Origin of the sequence: Streptomyces nogalater (genome assembly GCF_039532885.1) — a bacterium.
GTDB lineage: Bacteria > Actinomycetota > Actinomycetes > Streptomycetales > Streptomycetaceae > Streptomyces > Streptomyces nogalater.
The window spans coordinates 131,535-150,517 of the sequence record NZ_BAAASM010000002.1; the positions used below are offsets into that span (position 1 = coordinate 131,535).

At 74.2% G+C, this 18,983-nt stretch carries 23 protein-coding genes; 8 read left to right on the plus strand and 15 right to left on the minus strand.

Annotation, left to right across the window (positions count from 1 at the left end; translation table 11 throughout):
* Window positions 1-9 precede the first annotated feature (9 nt).
* From ABD350_RS02530 to ABD350_RS02540, 3 genes are all read right to left on the minus strand, one after another.
* Entirely contained in the window at window positions 10-1,059 is a 1,050-nt protein-coding gene (locus ABD350_RS02530; RefSeq protein ID WP_344345986.1) for an MBL fold metallo-hydrolase, read from the minus strand.
* The gene (locus ABD350_RS02535; protein WP_344345987.1) at window positions 1,056-2,381 is read right to left on the minus strand and encodes an aminotransferase class I/II-fold pyridoxal phosphate-dependent enzyme; all 1,326 of its coding nucleotides are present in this window, start codon (window positions 2,379-2,381) and stop codon (window positions 1,056-1,058) included. Before ABD350_RS02535 ends, ABD350_RS02530 begins: the two co-directional genes overlap by 4 nt.
* A gap of 249 nt (window positions 2,382-2,630) precedes the next feature.
* The gene (locus tag ABD350_RS02540; RefSeq protein WP_344345988.1) at window positions 2,631-3,467 is read right to left on the minus strand and encodes a hypothetical protein; all 837 of its coding nucleotides are present in this window, start codon (window positions 3,465-3,467) and stop codon (window positions 2,631-2,633) included.
* A 370-nt stretch (window positions 3,468-3,837) separates the two neighbouring features.
* Here ABD350_RS02540 and ABD350_RS02545 point away from each other — a divergent pair, with 370 nt between their 5' ends.
* From ABD350_RS02545 to ABD350_RS02560, 4 genes are all read left to right on the plus strand, one after another.
* On the plus strand, window positions 3,838-5,634 hold the full coding sequence (locus tag ABD350_RS02545; RefSeq protein ID WP_344345989.1) for a thiamine pyrophosphate-requiring protein: 1,797 nt from the start codon (window positions 3,838-3,840) through the stop codon (window positions 5,632-5,634).
* A gap of 94 nt (window positions 5,635-5,728) precedes the next feature.
* Window positions 5,729-6,106: a DUF2795 domain-containing protein gene (locus ABD350_RS02550; protein ID WP_344345990.1), complete on the plus strand. Its 378-nt coding sequence runs from the start codon at window positions 5,729-5,731 to the stop codon at window positions 6,104-6,106.
* Window positions 6,103-6,780 carry a diguanylate cyclase gene (locus ABD350_RS02555; RefSeq protein WP_344345991.1) on the plus strand — a complete coding sequence of 226 codons (678 nt, stop codon included), beginning with the start codon at window positions 6,103-6,105 and terminating at the stop codon, window positions 6,778-6,780. Before ABD350_RS02550 ends, ABD350_RS02555 begins: the two co-directional genes overlap by 4 nt.
* A 6-nt stretch (window positions 6,781-6,786) precedes the next feature.
* Window positions 6,787-7,329 carry a type 1 glutamine amidotransferase domain-containing protein gene (locus ABD350_RS02560; RefSeq protein WP_344345992.1) on the plus strand — a complete coding sequence of 181 codons (543 nt, stop codon included), beginning with the start codon at window positions 6,787-6,789 and terminating at the stop codon, window positions 7,327-7,329.
* 96 nt (window positions 7,330-7,425) lie between these two features.
* Here ABD350_RS02560 and ABD350_RS02565 read toward each other — a convergent pair whose 3' ends face one another.
* Window positions 7,426-7,713: a DUF6158 family protein gene (locus tag ABD350_RS02565; protein ID WP_344345993.1), complete on the minus strand. Its 288-nt coding sequence runs from the start codon at window positions 7,711-7,713 to the stop codon at window positions 7,426-7,428.
* A gap of 57 nt (window positions 7,714-7,770) precedes the next feature.
* Here ABD350_RS02565 and ABD350_RS02570 point away from each other — a divergent pair, with 57 nt between their 5' ends.
* A complete protein-coding gene (locus ABD350_RS02570) occupies window positions 7,771-8,889 on the plus strand; it encodes a baeRF2 domain-containing protein (protein ID WP_344345994.1) in 1,119 nt (372 codons plus the stop codon).
* A 21-nt stretch (window positions 8,890-8,910) separates the two neighbouring features.
* On the opposite strand, the gene ABD350_RS02575 is transcribed toward ABD350_RS02570, so the two are convergent.
* Together ABD350_RS02575 and ABD350_RS02580 are read right to left on the minus strand one after the other, a co-directional pair.
* Window positions 8,911-10,530: an ABC-F family ATP-binding cassette domain-containing protein gene (locus ABD350_RS02575; RefSeq protein WP_344345995.1), complete on the minus strand. Its 1,620-nt coding sequence runs from the start codon at window positions 10,528-10,530 to the stop codon at window positions 8,911-8,913.
* A gap of 73 nt (window positions 10,531-10,603) precedes the next feature.
* Entirely contained in the window at window positions 10,604-11,260 is a 657-nt protein-coding gene (locus tag ABD350_RS02580) for a histidine phosphatase family protein (protein ID WP_344345996.1), read from the minus strand.
* A 57-nt stretch (window positions 11,261-11,317) separates the two neighbouring features.
* On the opposite strand from ABD350_RS02580, the gene ABD350_RS02585 reads away from it, so the two are divergent.
* The 3 genes from ABD350_RS02585 (at window position 11,318) to ABD350_RS02595 (ending at window position 13,975) form a co-directional block, all read left to right on the plus strand.
* On the plus strand, window positions 11,318-12,817 hold the full coding sequence (locus ABD350_RS02585; RefSeq protein WP_344345997.1) for a bifunctional phosphatase PAP2/diacylglycerol kinase family protein: 1,500 nt from the start codon (window positions 11,318-11,320) through the stop codon (window positions 12,815-12,817).
* Between the two features lie 122 nt (window positions 12,818-12,939).
* On the plus strand, window positions 12,940-13,761 hold the full coding sequence (locus tag ABD350_RS02590) for a class I SAM-dependent methyltransferase (RefSeq protein WP_344345998.1): 822 nt from the start codon (window positions 12,940-12,942) through the stop codon (window positions 13,759-13,761).
* Window positions 13,762-13,804: 43 nt separating this feature from the next.
* A complete protein-coding gene (locus ABD350_RS02595) occupies window positions 13,805-13,975 on the plus strand; it encodes a hydrophobic protein (RefSeq protein WP_344345999.1) in 171 nt (56 codons plus the stop codon).
* Window positions 13,976-13,996: 21 nt separating this feature from the next.
* Here ABD350_RS02595 and ABD350_RS02600 read toward each other — a convergent pair whose 3' ends face one another.
* From ABD350_RS02600 to ABD350_RS02640, 9 genes are read right to left on the minus strand one after another with little or no spacing between them, the layout of a single operon-like run.
* A complete protein-coding gene (locus ABD350_RS02600; protein ID WP_344346000.1) occupies window positions 13,997-14,278 on the minus strand; it encodes a gas vesicle protein K in 282 nt (93 codons plus the stop codon).
* On the minus strand, window positions 14,275-14,502 hold the full coding sequence (locus tag ABD350_RS02605; RefSeq protein ID WP_344346001.1) for a gas vesicle protein: 228 nt from the start codon (window positions 14,500-14,502) through the stop codon (window positions 14,275-14,277). Before ABD350_RS02605 ends, ABD350_RS02600 begins: the two co-directional genes overlap by 4 nt.
* The gene (locus ABD350_RS02610) at window positions 14,499-15,326 is read right to left on the minus strand and encodes a GvpL/GvpF family gas vesicle protein (RefSeq protein ID WP_344346002.1); all 828 of its coding nucleotides are present in this window, start codon (window positions 15,324-15,326) and stop codon (window positions 14,499-14,501) included. The genes ABD350_RS02605 and ABD350_RS02610 overlap by 4 nt, the downstream gene beginning before the upstream one ends.
* Entirely contained in the window at window positions 15,323-15,658 is a 336-nt protein-coding gene (locus tag ABD350_RS02615; protein ID WP_344346003.1) for a gas vesicle protein, read from the minus strand. The genes ABD350_RS02610 and ABD350_RS02615 overlap by 4 nt, the downstream gene beginning before the upstream one ends.
* On the minus strand, window positions 15,655-16,812 hold the full coding sequence (locus ABD350_RS02620; RefSeq protein ID WP_344346004.1) for an SRPBCC family protein: 1,158 nt from the start codon (window positions 16,810-16,812) through the stop codon (window positions 15,655-15,657). The genes ABD350_RS02615 and ABD350_RS02620 overlap by 4 nt, the downstream gene beginning before the upstream one ends.
* Entirely contained in the window at window positions 16,809-17,492 is a 684-nt protein-coding gene (locus tag ABD350_RS02625) for a DNA primase (protein WP_344346005.1), read from the minus strand. Before ABD350_RS02625 ends, ABD350_RS02620 begins: the two co-directional genes overlap by 4 nt.
* Complete coding sequence (locus tag ABD350_RS02630; protein WP_344346006.1) at window positions 17,489-17,752, minus strand: gas vesicle protein GvpG; 264 nt, start codon at window positions 17,750-17,752, stop codon at window positions 17,489-17,491. The genes ABD350_RS02625 and ABD350_RS02630 overlap by 4 nt, the downstream gene beginning before the upstream one ends.
* A 30-nt stretch (window positions 17,753-17,782) precedes the next feature.
* Window positions 17,783-18,553, minus strand: a complete 771-nt coding sequence (locus ABD350_RS02635) for a GvpL/GvpF family gas vesicle protein (protein WP_344346007.1) — start codon at window positions 18,551-18,553, stop codon at window positions 17,783-17,785.
* Complete coding sequence (locus ABD350_RS02640; RefSeq protein WP_344346008.1) at window positions 18,550-18,972, minus strand: gas vesicle structural protein GvpA; 423 nt, start codon at window positions 18,970-18,972, stop codon at window positions 18,550-18,552. Before ABD350_RS02640 ends, ABD350_RS02635 begins: the two co-directional genes overlap by 4 nt.
* Between the last annotated feature and the right edge of the window lie 11 nt (window positions 18,973-18,983).

The window sequence follows — 18,983 nt, forward strand, 5'->3', positions numbered from 1 at the left end:
AGCCGCTGTTCAGCCCAGCACCCGCGAAGCGCCGACCGGGAGGTCCCACAGGTCTTCGCGCTCCAGCCCCGCCTTCTCCCAGGCGGCCCGTACCCGGGTGAGCGGTTCCAGGACCGGTTCCGCCGAGAGGATGAACGTGCCCCAGTGCATGGGGGCCATGCGGCGGGCGCCGAGGTCCAGGGTGGCCTGGACCGCCTCCTCGGGGTCGCAGTGGACGTCGCTGAGCCACCAGCGGGGGTCGTAGGCGCCGATGGGCATCAGGGCCAGGTCGATGCCGGGGTAGCGGCGGCCGATGCGGGAGAACCAGTGGCCGTAACCGGTGTCGCCGGCGAAGTACAGGCGCTGTCCGTCCGGGGCGGTGAGGACCCAGCCGCCCCACAGGCTGCGGCAGGTGTCGGTGAGGGTGCGCTTGGACCAGTGGTGGGCGGGGACGAAGTCGAAGCGGGTGCCGGACAGTTCGGCGCCCTCCCACCAGTCCAGCTCGGTGACGCGGGTGAACCGGCGGCGGCGGAACCAGCGGCCGAGGCCCGCGGGCGCGAACACCGGGGTGTCGCGCGGGAGTCTGCACAGGGTGGGGGCGTCCAGGTGGTCGTAGTGGTTGTGGCTGATGACGACCGCGTCGACGGGTGGCAGGGCCTCCCAGGGCACGCCCACGGGGGTGATGCGGGCCGGGGTGCCGAGGATACGGCGGGACCAGACCGGGTCGGTGAGGACGGTCAGTCCGCCGATCCGGACGATCCAGCTGGCGTGTCCCGCCCAGGTGACGGCGAGGGTGCGGGTGTCGACACGGGGCAGCGGGCCCGGCTCGCAGGGCACCCGGGACATGTCGGCGAGGCCGTCGGGGCCGGGGCGCACGGCGCCTTCGCGGGCGAACCGGGCGAGGGCCTTCAGACCGGGCAGCGGCGCGGTCAGCCGGTCGTGGAAGGTGCGCGGCCACACCCGGTGCTCGCCCAGCGGGCGGGGCTCTGCCAGCGGGGGGAAGGGGGCGGCGAGGGGGGCCGGCGTGCCGGGCGCGCCGGGTGCCGTGGCCGGGCCGGGCTCGTGCGTCTGCTGCGTCATCGAGGAGGCTCCCATCGCTGAGCGTCGTCGCGGAGATCGTCGAAGGCCGACCTCAGGGACACCAACGCGCCGTGCACCTGCGGCAGTTCCAGCGGCGCGGGGGTCACGAGGCATTCCGTGCGCTCCTCGTCCGTGCCGCCCAGCAGGGGCCCGGTGGCGAGCCGTACGCGCAGTGCCCCGAGGTCGTCGCCGAAGCGGTGGCCGCCGGGCGCGGGCATGCCGAGCCGGGCGGTGAGGAAGTCCTCCAGTTCCTGGGCGTCCCCGACCCCTTGGGCGGCCAGCGGTTCGCGCAGTGGCCCGAGGTCGGCGTACAGGTGGCGGCCGGCCTGCGGGGGCCGGGCGAGCGCGCCGGCGGCGACCACGGCGGCGTGGGCGGCCGCGGCCACGCGCGCGTGCAGCCGGACGGCGGCCTCCCGGCGTCCGGTGACGGGCGGCGGCTCGTCGAGGGCGTAGCAGGCCGCCGCGGCGACGGGTGCGGCGAGCCGCGCGCCGAGGGCGGTGAGGACGTCGAGCACGCGCGCGTGCAGCTGCCGTCCGGCCGCGGTGGCCGGGAAGCGCGCGACGGCGGCGGGCCAGCCGGCGGGCAGCAGGGCGCCGGCCAGGTCGGTGACGACGGTGACCTCGTCGGGCCACATCTCGGCCGGGCTGAGCAGGACGGTCTCGTGCGGTGCGTGCAGGGTGTCGCGCCAGGTCTCGTCGCTGACCAGGTGCAGGCCCTCGGCGGTGGCGGCCTCGACGGTCTCGTGCAGCAGCTCGGGCGGGGCGACGGTGGCCGTGGGGTCGTCGGCGACGGACAGCACCAGCAGCCGCGGGTCGCCGCCCTCGGCACGGACCCGGCGCACGGTCTCCAGCAGGGCGTACGGGTCGGGGACGCCGCCGCTCTCGGCGGGGGTCGGCACATGGAAGACGGGCCGGCCGAGGAGCCGGGCGTACGGTGCCCACCAGGCGGCGCAGGGGCGGGGTACGAGGATGTCGGCGCCGTCGCCGGCCAGCGCGGCGGTGATGGCGAGCAGCAGGGCGGGGGCGCCGGGACCCGCGGCGATCCGGTCGGGGACGCAGGACAGTCCGCGGCGGGTCCAGTAGCCGCAGGCCGCCTCCAGCAGGGCGGGGGCGCCGCCGACGGGCTGGGCGTCGGCGCGGCCCGCGGCGGCGGCGAGTACGGCGGAGAGTTCGGGCAGCACGGGCAGGCCGTCGGCGGGGAGCGGCGGACCGTACCGGACGGGGCCGTGGTCCTGCGGGCGGCGGTCCGGGCCCACCTCGTCCCGGCGGCGGGCGGCGCCGAGGCCGTCCCGGCGGTCCCGCCCGGGGTCCCTCCGCCGCATGTCCGCCTCCGCGAGTCCGTGGTGCCGTCGTACCGTCCCGCCCGGGCCGGGCGTTCCGCGTGGCCGTCGTACCGCCTGGTGTCCGGCCGGGGTCGCCGGTCCGTGGTTCCGGGCCGTGCGTGCCGTGGCCGTGCGTCCCGGGTCCGGTGGTCGCGGGGCGGATGGTGCCGGCGGGGCCCTGCCGGTGCCCTCGGGACGGCGTGTACCCGGCGGACGGCGCTCCATGGGCGGCGGCCGGTGTCGCCGGGGTCACATCCCGGTGGCCCGCTCCGTCGCGAGGCGCGCGCGGCCGTACAGCCGGTAGCCTGCGCCCGCGCAGGCGGCGGCGATCAGGGCTGCGCCGGCGAGGAGTGCGGGGACCGAGTCCTCGAAGGTACCGCCCGCTCCGGCGTCCACGCCGTGCTGGACGCCGGCCGGCCGGCAGCCGTCGGCGTCGGGGGCCGCACGGCAGGCGGAGCCGCCGTCGGAGCAGGCCGCGTCGCGGGACTCCCCGCACTCCCGCCCGCCACCGCCAGGGCCACCACCGCCCGCGTCCCACCCGCCGCCCTCCGGGCTCCCGCCGTCCCGCCCCCCGGTGCCCTGCCCCCCACCGACCTGCCCTCCGCCGACCTCGCCCCCGCCGACCTCGCCGGCCCCGTCCCGTCCGCCGCCGTCCTGTCCTTGGCCGGCCGGACCGGACCCGTCCCACCCCGAGCCGTCCGGTCCCCCGCCGACCTGTCCGGTGCCCTCCTGTGCCAAGCCGTCCCACCCCGTGCCGTCCGGCCCGGCCGCCTCCTTCCCCGCGCCCCCCACGGCTCCGGCGTCCGGGACGCCGCCCCCGTCCGGCCCGGCCGGCTCGCGCCCGCCGGCCGCGAGCGAGGGGTCCTCGCACCCCGGGCCGCCCGCGGTCCCGTCGCCGGGGGTTATGGGCGCGGCGCCCGGGGCTCCCGGTACCGGCACGGGCAGGGGTAGGGGCAGGGGCCCGGCAAGGGGGTCGCAGGACGCCGGGAGCGGGACCGGGGCGGCGGACGCGGCGGGCCCGGACAGGGCGAGCACGGCACCGGCGGCGAAGGCGGCGGACAGGGCGGCGCGGGCGGTGCGGCGCATGGGCGGGGCTCCTCGCGGGGTGCGGCGGGCGGTCGGACGGCCGTAGCCGACGCACCGGCACCACGGCGACGCGTGCGGCACCCGGCCCCGCGGGGACGGTCGTACCGCGGCGACGCCGCACGGCGCCCCGGCCACGGGGGCACGGTCGGTGTGCCCTCGCTGCCATGACAGCCCGCGCGGGGCCGCACCGCGCGCGGCCGGAGCCCATTCGCGCGACACGCGGGGCCGCCCGGGTGACGCAGGGGCCCTTGCCGTACGGCCCTTGCCGTGCGTGGTCCCGCCCGCACCGGAGGTTTTCCGTCTGCCGCGCAGGTCACTCGGTACGGGCTGACCGGATCGTCCGCTTCGCTCTCCACCGGGAGGTCTGTCCATGAGCACCAAGGTCTCGGACCACATCCTCGAACGCCTGCGCGCATGGGGCGTGGAGGAGGTCTTCGGCTATCCGGGCGACGGCATCAACGGACTGCTCGCCGCCTGGGGCCGCGCCGAGGACCGGCCGCGGTTCATCCAGTCCCGGCACGAGGAGATGTCCGCCTTCGAGGCGGTCGGGTACGCGAAGTTCAGCGGGCGCATCGGGGTGTGCGCGGCGACCTCCGGACCCGGCGCCATCCACCTGCTCAACGGCCTGTACGACGCGAAGCTGGACCACGTACCCGTGCTGGCCATCGTCGGCCAGACCAACCGGACCGCGATGGGCGGCTCCTACCAGCAGGAAGTCGACCTGCACTCGCTGTACAAGGACGTCGCCTCGGAGTTCGTCGAGACCGTGACGGTGCCCGAGCAGCTGCCGAACGTGCTGGACCGGGCGATCCGTACGGCGTACGCCCGGCGCTGCCCGACCGCGCTGATCATCCCGGGCGATGTGCAGGAGCTGGACTACTCGCCGCCCACGCACGCGTTCAAGATGGTGCCGTCCAGCCTGGGGATGAGCGAGTTCACGGCGACCCCGACCGACGAGGCGCTGCGCCGGGCGGCGGACGTGCTCAACGCGGGCGAGAAGGTGGCCATCCTGGTCGGTCAGGGCGCGGCGGGGGCGGTCGCGGAGGTACGGGAGGTCGCCGAGCTGCTCGGCGCGGGGGTGGCGAAGGCGCTGCTCGGCAAGGACGTGCTCAGTGACGAGCTGCCGTATGTGACGGGCCCGATCGGGCTGCTCGGCAGCCGGCCGTCGTACGAGCTGATGCGGGACTGCGACACGCTGCTGACCATCGGCTCGTCGTTCCCGTACACCCAGTTCATGCCGGAGTTCGGCAAGGCGCGCGCGGTGCAGATCGACATCGACGCGCACATGATCGGCATGCGCTACCCGTACGAGGTGAACCTGGTCGGCGACGCGCAGGCCACGCTGCGCCGGCTGATCCCGCTGCTGAAGGCGGACGGACGCGGGCGCGAGTGGCACGACACGGTGTGCGCGAACGTGAAGCGGTGGCACGCCACGATGGAACGGCGGGCCGCGGTGTCGGCCGACCCGATCAACCCCGAGTACGTGGCCCGGTCGCTGGACGCGCTGCTGCCGGACAACGCGATCCTGACCTCCGACTCCGGTTCGGTCGCCAACTGGTACGCGCGGCACATCACGATGCGGCCGGGCATGCGCGGTTCGCTGTCCGGGACGCTGGCCACGATGGGCCCGGGGGTGCCGTACGCGATCGGGGCGAAGTTCGCGCACCCGGACCGGCCGGTGTTCGCGCTGGTCGGCGATGGCGCGATGCAGATGAACGGGCTGGCGGAGATGATCACGGCGGCCAAGTACCGGGACCGCTGGTCGGATCCGCGGCTGGTGGTGGCGGTGTGGAACAACCAGGACCTCAACCAGGTGACCTGGGAGATGCGGGCCATGGAGGGCGCCCCTTCGTTCCTGCCGTCGCAGTCGATCCCGGATGTGCACTACGCGGCGTTCGCCCGTTCGCTCGGGCTGACCGGCATCCGGGTGGAGAAGCCGGAGGACGTGGAGGCGGCCTGGCGGGCCGGGCTGGAGGCGGACGGGCCGGCGGTGCTCGAGTTCCTCACCGACCCCGCCGTACCGCCGATCCCGCCGCACGCCAGCTGGGAACAGATGGAGGCGACGGCCGCCTCCATCCTGAAGGGCGACGCCGACCGGGGTTCGGTGATCAAGCAGGGCCTGAAGGCGAAGGTGCAGGAGTTCCTGCCCGGCCGGGCCAAGCAGTGACCGTGCGGGACGAGTCCCGTTCCGGACGCGGGAGCCCGTGTCGGACGTGCGGTACCGGGTACGCGGTGCGGACCTTCGACCCTTGGAGGGAGATATGCAGCGAGGCAGTGACCGGCTGAACGTCCACCGGGACGACGAGATGAAGCACGAGCTGAAGGGGCTGCTGCGGTCCGGCCATCCCACGCGCGTGGAGGAGTGGCACGACCCGGAGCCGGCCGCGGACGACGACCCGGAGGTCTGGAGCGGCCCGGTGGGCGGCCTGGGGTCCCCGGCGTCACTGGAGCGGACCCGGCTGGAGCTGGCCCGGCACCTGAGCCGGCACGCCTTCCCCGCGAAGCCGGGCGAGCTGGCCCGGGCGCTGCGCCGGAGCAACGCGCCCGGTGCGCTGATCGACTCCGTCGCCGGTCTGCCCCACCAGGAGCGGTACGACAACCTTCAGCAGCTGGCCGAGGCGCTGGTGGGGGGCGCATGAGGGCACCGGTACCGGGTCTTCGCGGTGCGGACCAGGCGGCCGAGATCGCGCGGGGCGCGACCGTCGACGTCGGCGAGGTCACGACGCGTTTCCTGCTGTACGGGCTGCTGCCCGGCTGGTTCGTGCCGGGACTCGCCGACTGGGCGATGCACCGGCGCACCGGGATCGAGGACACGTCGGGGACGAAGGAGTCCCTGATCCATTCCCTGATGATGGCGGAGGTGGGCGTCCCCATCGCGCTCACCCTGCGCTACGAGGTCAACCCCCTGCTGCTGGCCGTGCAGTTGGGCGCGGCGGCGGTGCACGAGGCGACCGCGCTGTGGGACGTACGGACCGCGGAGGACAGCGACCGCGAGGTCAAGCCGATCGAGCAGCACATCCACAGCTTCCTGGAGTCGCTGCCGTTCGGCGGGCTGGTCTCCCTGATGTGCCTGCACTCCGACCAGGTGCGGTCCCTGCTGCGGGGCGGGCGCGGGGATCCGGACGCCTGGCGGCTGGTGCCGCGCCGCCGCCCGCTGTCGCCGGGCTATCTGGCGGGCATCGGGGTGGCGATCGGCGCGTGCGTGCTGCTGCCGTACGGCGAGGAGCTGCTGCGCTGCCGGCGGGCGGCCAGGGCAAGGAAGCGGCGCGCCCGGGCCCACCGGGCGGCGCTGCGGAAACTGAAAGGAGCCTGACACATCATGCGTATCGCGTTTCTGGTGGCACCCGAGGGCGTCGAGCAGGTCGAGCTGACCGAGCCGTGGAAGGCGGCCTCGGACGCCGGGCACGAGCCGGTGCTGGTGTCGACGCAGCCGGGGAAGATCCAGGCGTTCAACCATCTGGACAAGGCGGACACGTTCCCCGTGGACGAGGTGGTGGAGCAGACGTCGGCCGGTTCGTTCGGCGGTCTGGTGCTGCCGGGCGGGGTCGCCAACCCGGACTTCCTGCGGATGGACGAGAAGGCCGTCGCCTTCGTGAAGGACTTCTTCGACCAGGGCCGGCCGGTCGCCGCGATCTGCCACGCGCCGTGGACACTGGTGGAGGCCGACGTGGTGCGCGGCCGGGTGCTGACGTCCTGGCCGAGCCTGCGGACCGACATCCGCAACGCGGGCGGCACCTGGGTGGACGAGCAGGTCAAGATCTGCGACCACGGCTCCAACCAGCTGGTGACCAGCCGTAAGCCGGATGATCTGAAGGCGTTCTGCGACGCCTTCACGCACGTCTTCGCCGGTGCGGCCGGCTGACCGCCGTCCGCCCGTGTGCCACGGGGCCGGCCCGCTCGGCGGGCCGGCCCCGTCGTCTGCGCTGTGGGAGTTTGCAGCGCGGGGGTTTGCAGTGCCTCAGGTGCCGGACGCCTCCGGGGTCGCCGACTCGCCGCAGCCGCGCTCCCGGGCGCCCTCGCGGGTGCGGCCCGCGCTCACCAGGCGGCGGGGGTTGCGCCGCAGATACTCGCCCTCCAGCTGCGCCATCCGCTCGTTATGGGCCCGCAGTGCGTCGTTCGAGCCGTACAGCAGGGTGTCGTGGCGCGTGCGGTGGATCGTCTCCAGCTCCTTCATGAGCTGCTGGTCGTCCAGCCGGCTGGGGTCGACTCCGGTCATGGTGGTGCCCCGCTCGTCGTGTTCGTTCATGGGGTACGGGTACCCGCCCGGCATGCACTGCCCCCGAGTGATTTCCGGGAGGAATCCATGGAGCTCGCGTTCCTCAATCCACTGTACGAACATCCGGGGTGCTGGGCCTCCGCATACGTCGACCTGTCCCGGCACGAGGAGGACATGCACACCCAGCGCCGGCTGACGGCCGAGGCGGTGGCCCGGCAGCTGCGGGAGCAGGGCGCCGACGAGGCCACCTGCCGGGCGGTGCACGACGCGGTGGCGGCCCTGGAACGCAGCACCGAGCCGTACGGGCGGGCCCTCTTCGCGCGGGACGGCGAGGTGGTGCTCCAGGTGCCGCTGACCCAGGCCCCGCCGCAGGGCCTGGTGCGCTGGGGCACGCTGCCGCACGTCACCCCGCTGCTGGACCTGGCCGGTGAGGACCCGGTGGCGCTGGTGGCGTACATCGACCGCACGGGGGCCGACGTAGAGCTGCGCAGCGCGGTGCTTCGGGAGGAGGCCGGGCATGTGACGGGCAGCCGGCAGTGGCCGATGCACCGGGCGAAGGCCTCCGACTGGTCCGAGCGGCACTTCCAGCTGAAGGTGGAGGACACCTGGGAGCACAACGCGCGGGAGATCGCCGATGCGCTCGCGGCCTGCCAGGCCGAGACCGGCGCCGATCTGCTGATCCTGTGCGGGGAGCAACGCGAGTGCCGGTCGGTGCACGAGCAGTTGCCCGGCCGGGTGCGGGACCGGGCCGTGGAGACCGCGCACGGCGTGGGCAGCCGGCTGCTGCCGCGCGAGGTGGAGGAGATCCGGGCCCGGCACGTGCGGGAACGGATCCTGGCGGAGGTGGACCGGTACCGCTCCGCCCGGACGCCCGACGAGGAACATCGGGCGGCGGCCGTCGAGGGGGTGCCCGGGCTGATCGAGGCGGCCCGCGAGCACCGGCTGGCCGAGCTGCTGATCCTGCCGGACGGGCCGGACACCCGGCGCGAGGTGTGGATCGGCGAGGACCCGGCCCAGCTGGCGGAGCGCCTGACGGAGCTGAGGGACATCGGCGAACGGCAGGCCTGGCCGGCCCGGGCCGACGACGCGCTGGTGCGGGCGGCCGTGGTGACCGACGCGCCGGTGTTCTCGCTGACGCCGGTGCTGGCCGAGAGCGGCGAGGAGGTCCCGGCGGGCGGCATGGGCGCGCTGCTGCGCTGGCGGTGACGGCCCGGGGCGGGCCCGCCTTTACCGGGCCCGCTCGACGCGGCGCTCGTCCCAGACCGGTTCCGGGGTCTCGCGGACCCGGCCGTCGGCGCCGAAGACCAGGAAGCGGTCGAAGGAGCGGGCGAACCAGCGGTCGTGGGTGACCGCGAGGACCGTGCCCTCGAACGCCTCCAGTCCCTCCTGGAGGGCCTCGGCGGACTCCAGGTCGAGGTTGTCGGTGGGCTCGTCCAGCAACAGCGCGGTGGCGCCGGCGAGTTCCAGCAGCAGGATCTGGAAGCGGGCCTGCTGTCCGCCGGAGAGCCGGTCGAAGCTCTGCTCGGCCTGCCGGGTGAGTTCGTAGCGGCGCAGCCGGGACATGGCCGCCCCCCGGTCCTGGGCGTGGTCCTTCCAGAGGATGTCCACCAGGGTGCGGCCCTCCAGTTGGGGCTGGGCGTGGGTCTGCGCGAAGTGGCCGGGGACGACCCGGGCGCCCAGTCTCCACTCCCCCGTGTGCGCGACGTCCTCGCCGGCCAGCAGCCGCAGGAAGTGGGACTTGCCAGAGCCGTTGGAGCCGAGGACCGCGACCCGTTCGCCGTAGAAGACCTCCAGGTCGAACGGCCGCATCAGCCCGGTCAGTTCGAGCCCCTTGCAGGTGACGGCCCGTACGCCGGTCCGGCCGCCCTTCAGGCGCATGGTGATGTCCTGCTCGCGGGGCGGCTCCGGCGGCGGCCCGGCCTCCTCGAACTTGCGCAGGCGGGTCTGGGCGGCGGCGTACCGGGAGGCCATCTCGTGGCTGACGGCGGCGGCCTGACGCAGGGTCAGGACCAGCTTCTTCAGCTGGGCGTGTTTCTCGTCCCAGCGGCGGCGCAGCTCCTCGAAGCGGGCGAAGCGTTCGCGGCGGGCCTCGTGGTAGGTGGCGAAGCCGCCGCCGTGCACCCAGGCGTCGGCGCCGGCCGGGCCCGGCTCCACGGAGACGATCTTCTCGGCGGCGCGGGCGAGGAGTTCACGGTCGTGGGAGACGAACAGGACGGTCTTGCGGGTCTCCTTGAGCTGCTGCTCCAGCCACCGCTTGCCGGGCACGTCGAGGTAGTTGTCCGGCTCGTCCAGCAGCAGCACCTCGTCGGTGCCGCGCAGCAGCGCCTCCAGCACCAGCCGCTTCTGCTCGCCGCCGGAGAGGGTGCGCACCTCGCGCCACTGGGCACGCTCGTAGGGGACGCCGAGGGCCGCGGTGGTGCACATGTCCCACAGGGTCTCCGCCTCGTAGCCGCGCGCCTCGGCCCAGTCGGCGAGGGCCTGGGCGTAGCCGAGCTGGGCGGCCTCGTCGTCGACGGTCATCAGGGCGTGCTCGGCGGCGTCGACGGCCTGCGCGGCCTCCCGGATCCGGGGCGGGGCGACGGAGACCAGCAGGTCCCGTACGGTCGTCTCGTCCCGTACGGAGCCGACGAACTGGCGCATCACGCCGAGGCCGCCGGCGGCGGTGACGGTGCCGCCGTGCGGTTTCAGCTCGCCGGAGATCAGCCGCAGCAGCGTGGTCTTGCCGGCGCCGTTCGGCCCGACGAGGGCGACGACGGCGCCCTCGCCGACCCGGAAGGAGACATCGCCCAGCAGCGCCCTCCCGTCGGGGAGGTAGTACTCCAGGTGCGCGGCTTCCAGATGTCCCATGGGGAGGCATTCTGCGCGGCCCCCGGGTGCGGGGGCAAACGGGTATCGGCCGGGGCCGCGGGTGTCCCGGCCGCTACGGTGCCGTTCCCAGGGCCTCCCCGGCCGGGCCGCCCTCGCCGGCCGGTGCCACCACGGCGCCCTCCCAGGACAGGGCCTTCCAGCCGTCGGACGGGGTGCCCTCCAGGATGATCACGCCGGTGTTGCTCAGGGGGCGGGCCGCGGCGAAGGCCACGTCGACGTTGGCGGCGCGGGCGGCGGTCCAGACCCGGATCGCGGCGCCGTGGCTGATCATGGCGACGGTCCGGGCCCCGCTCGCGGCGGCCTCGGCCACCACGGCGTCGTACCGGCCCAGTGCCTGGGCGCCGCTCTCCCCGCCGGGCATCCGCAGCGCGGTGTCCCCGGACGCCCACGCGAACGCGGTGCGCAGGTACCGGCGGCCCTCCGGGGTGTGCCCGGGCAGCAGTTCCAGGTCGCCGGCGGACAGCTCGCGGATGCCGTCCCGGACCCGCACCTCCAGGCCGCGGGCGGCGGCCAGCGGGGCGGCCGTCCGCTGGGTGCGCACCAGCGTGGAGGCGTAGAGGGCGTCGATGTCCTCCTCGGCGAGCGCGCCGGGCAGCGCGGCGGCCTGCGCCTCGCCGAGCGGGGTGAGCCCCGGGCCGGGCACGGCGGTGTCCAGCAGGCCGTCCACGTTGGACGGGGTCTGGCCGTGCCGGACGAGCAGCAGCCGCATCCGGGGTTCACCTCCCGCGGTACACAGGAAACGGACCCTTCAGGGTATCCGCATGCCATGAGACCCGACCTGGACCTGACCGCCCCCGCGCCGTCCGCCGCCCGCGCCCCTCTGCGGGCGCTGCTCGACCTCGACGGCCGGCTGTTCGAAACCGCCGCCGCCTGGCACTGGCCCGGCGCCGAGAGGGTGCTGCCCCGGCTGAGCCGGGCCGCGAACCACGGCGTGCTGTGGTTCGCGTCGGCCGCAGCCCTGGCCGCGAGCCGTACGCCCCGCTCCCGCCGGGCGGCGGCCCGGGGCCTGGCCTCGCTCGGCCTGGCCTCGCTGACGATCAACACGCTCGGCAAGCGCTCGGTGCGCCGGGCCCGGCCGGTGCTGGACCCGGTGCCGCTGGTGCGGCGGCTGAAGCGGCAGCCGATCACCACCTCGTTCCCGTCCGGGCACGCGGCCTCGGCGGCGGCCTTCGCGACCGGGGTGGCGCTGGAGTCGCCGGCGTGGGGCGCGGCGGTGGCGCCGGCGGCGTTCTCGGTGGCGATGTCCCGGGTCTACACCGGGGTGCACTTCCCGAGCGACGTGCTGGCCGGGGCGGCGCTCGGGGTGGGCGCCGCCTTCCTGGTACGGCGGCTGGTACCGCCGCGCGCCCAGGTGCGGCTGCCCGCCCGGTCCCGGGCCGAGGTGCCCGCGCTGCCCGAGGGCGAGGGGCTGGTGCTGGTCGCCAACCGGGCCGCGGGGACGGCGGACCGGGTCGGCGCGCTGCACGACGCGCTGCCGGGGGCGGAGGTCGTCGAGTGCGCGCCGGAGGATGTCGCGGACGAGCTGGAGAAGGCGGCGGCGCGGGCCCGGGTGCTCGGGGTGTGCGGCGGCGACGGCACGGTGAACGCGGCGGCCCGGGTGGCGCTGCGGCACGGGCTGCCGCTGGCGGTGCTGCCGGGGGGCACCCTCAACCACTTCGCCGCCGACCTGGGCGTGGCGGACGAGCGCCTGCTGGCCCGCGCGGTCCGGCACGGCGAGGCGGTCCGGGTGGACGCGGGCCGGTTCGTCGCCGGGAACCGGGAGGGCCTGTTCCTGAACACGCTGAGCCTCGGGGTGTACCCGGAGCTGGTGCGGGTCAGGGAGCGCTGGTCGCACCGGATCGGCGGCTGGCCGGCCGGGGTGCTCGGCGCGCTGCGCGTGCTGCGGGCCGGCGAGCACCCGCTGGAGGTGGAGGTGGGCGGTGAGCCGCGGCCGCTGTGGCTGCTGTTCGTGGGCAACGGCGTCTACCACCGGATGGGTCTCACGCCGGGCCGCCGGACCGATCTGGCGGACGGGCTGCTGGACGTGCGGGTGGTGCACGGGGGCCGCAGGCCCGCGCTGCGGCTGCTCGCGGCGGCCGTGGCGGGCCCGCTGACCCGGTCGCCGGCGCACTCGGCGGTGCAGGTGAACCGGCTGCGGCTGACCGGTGTCGCCCCGGGCACCCCGCTCGCCTACGACGGCGAGGTCACGTCGGTGTCGGGCGAGGTGACGCTGGAGAAGCTGCCGGAGGCGCTGACGGTCTACCGCCCGGTGGGCGTCACCGGCTGACCCGCCCCCTCTCGTCCGTATTCTGATATCAGGGTCTCACGATCCGGCACGCGCGCGTACGGTGAGCACGTACCGGCGGGCGGGTACGGCCCGTCCGCCACGAGGGGTGAAGGGGTACGGCCATGCCGAAGGCACAGGAGACCGCCGTCTACACGCACGGGCACCACGAGTCGGTGCTGCGCTCGCACACCTGGCGGACCGCCGCCAACTCCGCGGCCTATCTGCTCGGCTCCCTGAAGCCCCACATGAGGATCCTGGACATCGGCTGCGGGCCGGGCACCATCACCGCCGACCTCGCGGAACTGGTCCCCGACGGCCATGTCACCGGCGTCGACCGGGCGCCCGGCGTGCTGGAGCGGGCCCGGGCCACCGCCGCCGGCCGGGGGCTGGCCAACGTCGACTTCGCGGTGGCCGACGTACACGGCCTGGACTACCCGGACGACACCTTCTGCGTGGTCCACGCCCACCAGGTGCTCCAGCACGTGGGCGACCCGGTGCGGGCGCTCCGCGAGATGCGCCGGGTGACGAAGCCGGGCGGGTTCATCGCCGTGCGCGACGCGGACTACGCGGCGATGACCTGGTATCCGGCGGTGCCGGGGCTGGACGACTGGCGGGACCTGTACGAGCGGGTGGCCCGCGCGGGCGGCGGCGAACCCGACGCCGGGCGCCGGCTGAAGGCGTGGGCGCTGGCCGCCGGACTGACCGACATCACCGCCACCACCGGCACCTGGACGTTCGCCACCGCCGAGGAGCGGGCCTGGTGGAGCGGCCTGTGGGCGGACCGCACCCTGGCCTCCGCGTATGCCGACCGGGCGGTCCAGGGCGGCCATGCCACCCCGAAGCGGCTGCGGGCGGTGTCCGAGGCGTGGCGGGAGTGGGGCCGGTGCGAGGACGGCTGGTTCGCCGTGCTGCACGGGGAGATTCTGTGCCGTAAAGAAGCCTGATTCGCGGATTTCCGGTAACACGGTCAGCAGGAGGTTTCACACTATGGTTCCCATTCTGCTGGTACTGCTTCTGGCTCTCGTTCTTTTCGGCGCCGGATTCGCCTTGAAGATTCTCTGGTGGATCGCCCTGGCGGTGCTTGTCGTCTGGCTGCTGGGTTTCCTGGTCCGCGGCACGACGGCCGGCGGGGGCAGGGGGCGCTGGTACCGGTGGTGAGATGACGCCCCGGGCGGCTCCCTAGTCGCGGGGCAGCAGCGGTCCGAGCGGCCCGAGGTCCAGGTTCAGGTCCTCGGGCCGCAGCCCGTAGCGGTCGCGCAGCTCGGCCATGCGCTCCTCCAGGAGCATCAGGGTGAGTCCGATCCGCTCCTCCTGCTCCTCGGTGAGCTCGCCGGTGTCGAAGCGGCGCACGGCCTGCCGCTCCATCAGCTGGCGCAGCAGTTCCACCACGGTCAGCACCAGTTTCACCAGGTCGCGCTCTACCGTGTCGGGTTCCAGGTCGAGCCGCTTGGGCTGGGTCACAGGGCCTCCTCGGACGGCTCGGCGGGCTCGGCGGGCAGGAGCCTCGGCTCGAAGGGCGAGGGCACGGCCGCGTTGACGGAGCTGATCAGCGCGTTCAGGTCGATGCGGACCAGGTCGACGTCCGCGATCCGCAGGGTGATGTCCCCGGTGATCACGACTCCGCCGGCCAGCAGCCGGTCGAGCAGGTCGACGAGCGCGATCTCGCGCCGTTCCACGACGGTCACGACACTCCCTCCGCCGCCTGCGCCGTACCCGCATCCCCGGCGGCCCCGGCATTCCCGGTATCCCCGGTGTCTCCCGTGAACGAATAGGCGGCCCACGGGCCGGTCAGTTCCACCCGGAACCCGGGCGCCTCGTCCTTCGTCCGGTCCACCAATTCCACGAATTCCTCGGAATGGGCCCGGGGCACCAGATAAGCGGCGTTCAGCACGTTCAGTCCCGACGCTTTGGAGAGCGCGGAATTCTGCGGAGGGTGCAGCCGGAAATCCTCGGCGTGCCCGGCGAGGCGCTCGTGCAGCGCGTGGGCGAACCGCTCGGCACGCTGCCAGGTCTCCTCCTTCGCCTGGCCGCGCGCCCGCCGCAGGCGCAGATAGTCCCGGCCGCTCGCGGGCTTCGCCGCGGCGGCGGGCTCCGCCCCGGCCGGCTCGGCGGTCTCCTCGGCGTACACCTTCACGCCCCATTCCACCCGGCCGTCGAGCCGGTCGAGCAGGGCCCGGAAGTGGTCCTCACGGGCCTCGATCATGACGCGTACGGCGCTGTCGTCACGGAAGACGGTGGCGAGCCGCAGCGGCAGAGGGGTGGTGACCGTGGTGAGCGCGTCGACCACGCCCTGGTGGGCCCGGGCGGTCGCGGCGAGCCAGTCCAGGTCCTCCAGATGGGCCTTCAGCGCCTCCTCACCGAAGTCGGCCTCCGGGACCGTACTGACCACGGCGACCAGCCCGTGGTGGTGGAGCAGGCCGGCCGGGGCGCCCGCGACGCCCGTCAGCTCGGCCTGCAAAGGCGTCACGAAGGGACGGCAGACGGCGTACACGTAGCGCAGTCCGGTCATGGGGCCTCCTTCGGGGCACGGCCCGGCTCAAGTTCCTCCAGCCGGGCGAGCCGTTCGCGCAGCTCGGCGTTCTCCCGGGCCAGCTCGTCGCGGCGGGCCCGGGAGGAGAGGGCGGGATCGCTCTCCCACCAGTCGATGCCCATCTCCTTGGCCTTGTCCACCGAGGCGACGATCAGACGCAGCTTGACGGTGAGCAGTTCGATGTCGAGCAGGTTGATCCTGATGTCGCCCGCGATGACGACACCTTTGTCGAGCACCCGTTCGAGGATGTCGGCGAGATTGGCCCCCGATGCCTGCCCGTAGGGCTCGGGCAGGCGGCTCGGTGTCGTCATCGACCGCTCCCACGCCCGGTGTACTCGGGTTCCTCTTCCTCGTCCTCCTCGTACTCGTCGTAGGCGCCCTCCGCCTCGTCCTCTTCGGGCTCTTCAGCCTCTTCGGGCTCCTCCGCCTCCTCGTCCTCGTACCCCTCTTCGTACTCCTCGGGCTCCTCGGGCTCCTCGTCCGCCTCGGGCTCCTCGGGCTCCTCGTCCTCGTCCCCGGGCTCCTCGGCGTCGTCCGGCTCCCGGTCCTCTTCCCCGGAGGAGCGCGCCTCGGGCTCCCGTTCCCGCTCCTCCTCGGCCACGGCGTCCTCGTGGCTGCGGACCACCTCGCCGTCGCGGATCTCGCCGCGCCAGGCGTCCTCCGCCTCTCCCTTGAGAGTGATGAAACGGGCGAAGTTCTTCAGGTCCAGCCTGGCCCGGCGGCCCTGGGCGCGCCAGATGTTGCCGGTCTTCTCGAACAGGCCGGTCGGGTAGTACTCGATGACCAGCAGCACCCGGGTGAGGTTCTCCTCCAGCCGGTGGAAGGAGACCACGCCCTTGGTGGTGCCCTTGGCGCCCTCCGACGACCACTGGATGCGGTAGTCGGGTATCTGCTCGGTCGTCTGCGCCTTCCAGCTGCGGGACGACCAGAAGATCTTCGCCTGCCAGTCGGAGTGGGTGTCGTCGGAGCGGCTCGCGCTCTTGACGCCCTTGGCGAAGGTGCTGAAGCTCTGGTACTGCGTCCACTGGTCGTACGCGGTGCGCAGCGGCACACCGACGTCGACGGACTCCATGATGACGGTGGGTTTCCTGCCCGCGCCGCCCTTCTTTCCCTTGCCGCCCCCCAGGTTTCTGACCGCGTCCATCACGTTCTCCTTGGCGCGGGAGGCGCCCAGCTCCAGCGCGGAGCGCAGCGGGCCCTTGCCCTCGGCCAGCTTGCGGCCGCCCTCCAGTGCCAGCTTGGCGAAGCCCGGGCTGTTGCCCTCGGCGATGTCGTTGAGCCGTACGGTGGTCTCGCCGAGCTTGCGGCCGACACCGGCCAGCAGCCGCTCGGCCTGCGCCATCATGTACGCGCGGGCCTCCTCCTTGAGCCGGTCGGCGGCCTCGCTGCGGGCGAGGCCGGCCAGCGGGCCCGCCGGGTTGCCGCCCGAGGCCCCGGAGGCCGTGGAGCGCAGGGTGTCGGTCATCGGTCATCGCCGCCCTTCGACTGCCGGGAGGCGGCGCCGCGGGCGGACCCGCCGGCCGCGGTCGTCCGCTTCGCCGCCGACTTGCCGGCCGCGCCGGTCTTCCTGCCCGCTCCCTTCGCCGCGGCGGACAGCGGCTTCCGGGCCGTCTTCCGGCCCGAAGCCTCGGAAGCCTTCTTCTCGGGTTCCTTCTTCTCGGGTTCCTTCCTCTCGGGGGCCCTCCGCTCGGGGGCCCTCCGCTCGGGGGCCTTCTTCCCGCTTCGCCCGCCGGGTGCCTCGTCCCGGGCGCGGCCCTTCGTCCCGGCGTCCTCGTCGCCGCCGGGCTCCCCGCGCTCGTCCGGCTCCTCGTCGGAGCCGGACGGGACGGCACCGGACAGCTGGTCGCGCACCCGGTCGGTGCGGCTGTGCAGCCGGTCGGCGAGCGAACTCATCCGCCGCTCGACCATCGCGCCGGTGGCCGCCTTGCCGACCCCCCGCAGATCCTCGCGCAGCTGGTCCCCGATCTCCTTGACCTGCGGGTTGCTCTTCAGCTGCTGGTTCACCAGGTCCGCGAGCGTCTTCGGGCTGAGGTTCAGTTTCTTCCCGGCCACCAGGGAACCGACCGCCAGTGCCATCTTCAGCTTCTTCGTGCGGCCGAGCAGATATCCGGCCCCTACGGCGAGGCCCAGTGCCGTTCGGTTCATCGTCCCGTCCCGTTGCCTGTCGTGTCGCCGGAGTGCAGGGCGGTCTCCAGCCTGTCGAGCAGTTCGTCCTCGCGCCGGTCGAACTCCTCCTCGGTGATCTCGCCCGCCTCCAGCTGCTCTTCGAGGCGGGCGAGCTCGGCCCGTACGGTGGCGGGGTCGTAGTAGATCCGTTCCGCCTCGCGGAGCACCTGCCTGACGGCCCACGCGCTGCCGCGCACGGGCGCGAGCGGCAGCATCAGTACTTCGCCGATCAGCCCCATGGTGTTCTCCTTCCGTCGGGCCGGGGAGCGCTAGCGCGCCCCGGCGTCCGCGCCGGGCGTACTGCCGGCGGGCTGGGCCGGGCCGGGTTCGACGAAGCTGTACGGCGGCAGCGGCCCGTGGACCCGCAGATCGAGGTGGGGGTGGCTCTGGCGGACCTCCTCCACGGCGGCCAGGAAGCGGTCGGCCGTATCCCGTGGCACGAGGTACGACACGTTCAGCAGCCAGCCGGTGGACTCGGGGCCCACGCTGACCGCGGACGCGGCCGGTGCCAGCAGGCCCCGCACCTGATCGGCGTCGTCGGCTTCCCTGGCCTTGACCAGACTGGCGACCAGCTCGCCGAGGCGGATCTTGTCCTCGTAGCTGCCTCCGCCGGAGCGGCGGTTGGCCTCGGCGAGGGCGCGCGCCTCGGTGTTCTCGGCCATCACCAGATGCAGCACGGCCTCCTCGACATGGGTGGCCTTGACGTTGTACTCGACCTTGCCGTCCAGCTCCCGCAGGCGTTCCGCGTAGTGGTCGGCCCGTTCGGTGAGCACCTGGACGACCGCGTCGTCGTCCGTGGCGACGCTGCCGAACCGCATGGGCAGCACGCACCCGCCGGCCCCGGCCTCGGCGAGCACGTTCTGGTGGGCGAGCAGGTCCCGGCGCTTGGGGCGCAGGTCCTCGGGGGCGTCGCTGACCAGGGCGGCCAGGTCACCGGCCGTCAGGACGCGCACGGGGCGGGGTGGCTCGCCGACGCCGGTCATGCCCTCGGGCAGCGCCGGGTGCGACCGGGCGGTGATCCCGTAGACATAGGTACTCACTCCTGCTCCTCCTTACTGCGCGCCGGAGCCTTGCGGGCGCGCGGCCGGGACTCGGTCTCCCCTTCCTGGCGGGCCTGGTTGAAGGCGTCGGATATGGTCTGGGCCGCACCGGACAGCGCGCCCTTGGACTTGCCCCGGGCGCCCTTCTCGGTGATCTCGCCGACGACCTCGGGCAGGCCGGGGCTCTTGCGCGGACCCGCCTCCAGGTCCAGGCGGTTGCACGCCTCGGCGAAGCGCAAATAGGTGTCGACGCTGGCCACGACGACTCGTACGTCGATCTTCAGAATCTCGATACCGACCAGAGAGACGCGGACGAACGCGTCGATCACCAGTCCCCTGTCGAGGACGAGTTCGAGCACGTCGTAGAGGCCGCTGCTGCCGCCTCCGCCTCCGCTCTGCTGTGCCGGAACAACAGTCATGCCGGCGATTC

What these genes read in the sequence shown, in the direction of transcription:
- ABD350_RS02530 (WP_344345986.1), bottom strand. Translation starts at nt 1,059, where the DNA reads ATGACGCAGCAGACGCACGAGCCCGGCCCGGCCACGGCACCCGGCGCG.
- ABD350_RS02535 (WP_344345987.1), bottom strand. Translation starts at nt 2,381, where the DNA reads ATGCGGCGGAGGGACCCCGGGCGGGACCGCCGGGACGGCCTCGGCGCC.
- ABD350_RS02540 (WP_344345988.1), bottom strand. Translation starts at nt 3,467, where the DNA reads ATGCGCCGCACCGCCCGCGCCGCCCTGTCCGCCGCCTTCGCCGCCGGT.
- ABD350_RS02545 (WP_344345989.1), top strand. Translation starts at nt 3,838, where the DNA reads ATGAGCACCAAGGTCTCGGACCACATCCTCGAACGCCTGCGCGCATGG.
- ABD350_RS02550 (WP_344345990.1), top strand. Translation starts at nt 5,729, where the DNA reads ATGCAGCGAGGCAGTGACCGGCTGAACGTCCACCGGGACGACGAGATG.
- ABD350_RS02555 (WP_344345991.1), top strand. Translation starts at nt 6,103, where the DNA reads ATGAGGGCACCGGTACCGGGTCTTCGCGGTGCGGACCAGGCGGCCGAG.
- ABD350_RS02560 (WP_344345992.1), top strand. Translation starts at nt 6,787, where the DNA reads ATGCGTATCGCGTTTCTGGTGGCACCCGAGGGCGTCGAGCAGGTCGAG.
- ABD350_RS02565 (WP_344345993.1), bottom strand. Translation starts at nt 7,713, where the DNA reads ATGAACGAACACGACGAGCGGGGCACCACCATGACCGGAGTCGACCCC.
- ABD350_RS02570 (WP_344345994.1), top strand. Translation starts at nt 7,771, where the DNA reads ATGGAGCTCGCGTTCCTCAATCCACTGTACGAACATCCGGGGTGCTGG.
- ABD350_RS02575 (WP_344345995.1), bottom strand. Translation starts at nt 10,530, where the DNA reads ATGGGACATCTGGAAGCCGCGCACCTGGAGTACTACCTCCCCGACGGG.
- ABD350_RS02580 (WP_344345996.1), bottom strand. Translation starts at nt 11,260, where the DNA reads ATGCGGCTGCTGCTCGTCCGGCACGGCCAGACCCCGTCCAACGTGGAC.
- ABD350_RS02585 (WP_344345997.1), top strand. Translation starts at nt 11,318, where the DNA reads ATGAGACCCGACCTGGACCTGACCGCCCCCGCGCCGTCCGCCGCCCGC.
- ABD350_RS02590 (WP_344345998.1), top strand. Translation starts at nt 12,940, where the DNA reads ATGCCGAAGGCACAGGAGACCGCCGTCTACACGCACGGGCACCACGAG.
- ABD350_RS02595 (WP_344345999.1), top strand. Translation starts at nt 13,805, where the DNA reads ATGGTTCCCATTCTGCTGGTACTGCTTCTGGCTCTCGTTCTTTTCGGC.
- ABD350_RS02610 (WP_344346002.1), bottom strand. Translation starts at nt 15,326, where the DNA reads ATGACCGGACTGCGCTACGTGTACGCCGTCTGCCGTCCCTTCGTGACG.
- ABD350_RS02615 (WP_344346003.1), bottom strand. Translation starts at nt 15,658, where the DNA reads ATGACGACACCGAGCCGCCTGCCCGAGCCCTACGGGCAGGCATCGGGG.
- ABD350_RS02620 (WP_344346004.1), bottom strand. Translation starts at nt 16,812, where the DNA reads ATGACCGACACCCTGCGCTCCACGGCCTCCGGGGCCTCGGGCGGCAAC.
- ABD350_RS02625 (WP_344346005.1), bottom strand. Translation starts at nt 17,492, where the DNA reads ATGAACCGAACGGCACTGGGCCTCGCCGTAGGGGCCGGATATCTGCTC.
- ABD350_RS02630 (WP_344346006.1), bottom strand. Translation starts at nt 17,752, where the DNA reads ATGGGGCTGATCGGCGAAGTACTGATGCTGCCGCTCGCGCCCGTGCGC.
- ABD350_RS02640 (WP_344346008.1), bottom strand. Translation starts at nt 18,972, where the DNA reads ATGACTGTTGTTCCGGCACAGCAGAGCGGAGGCGGAGGCGGCAGCAGC.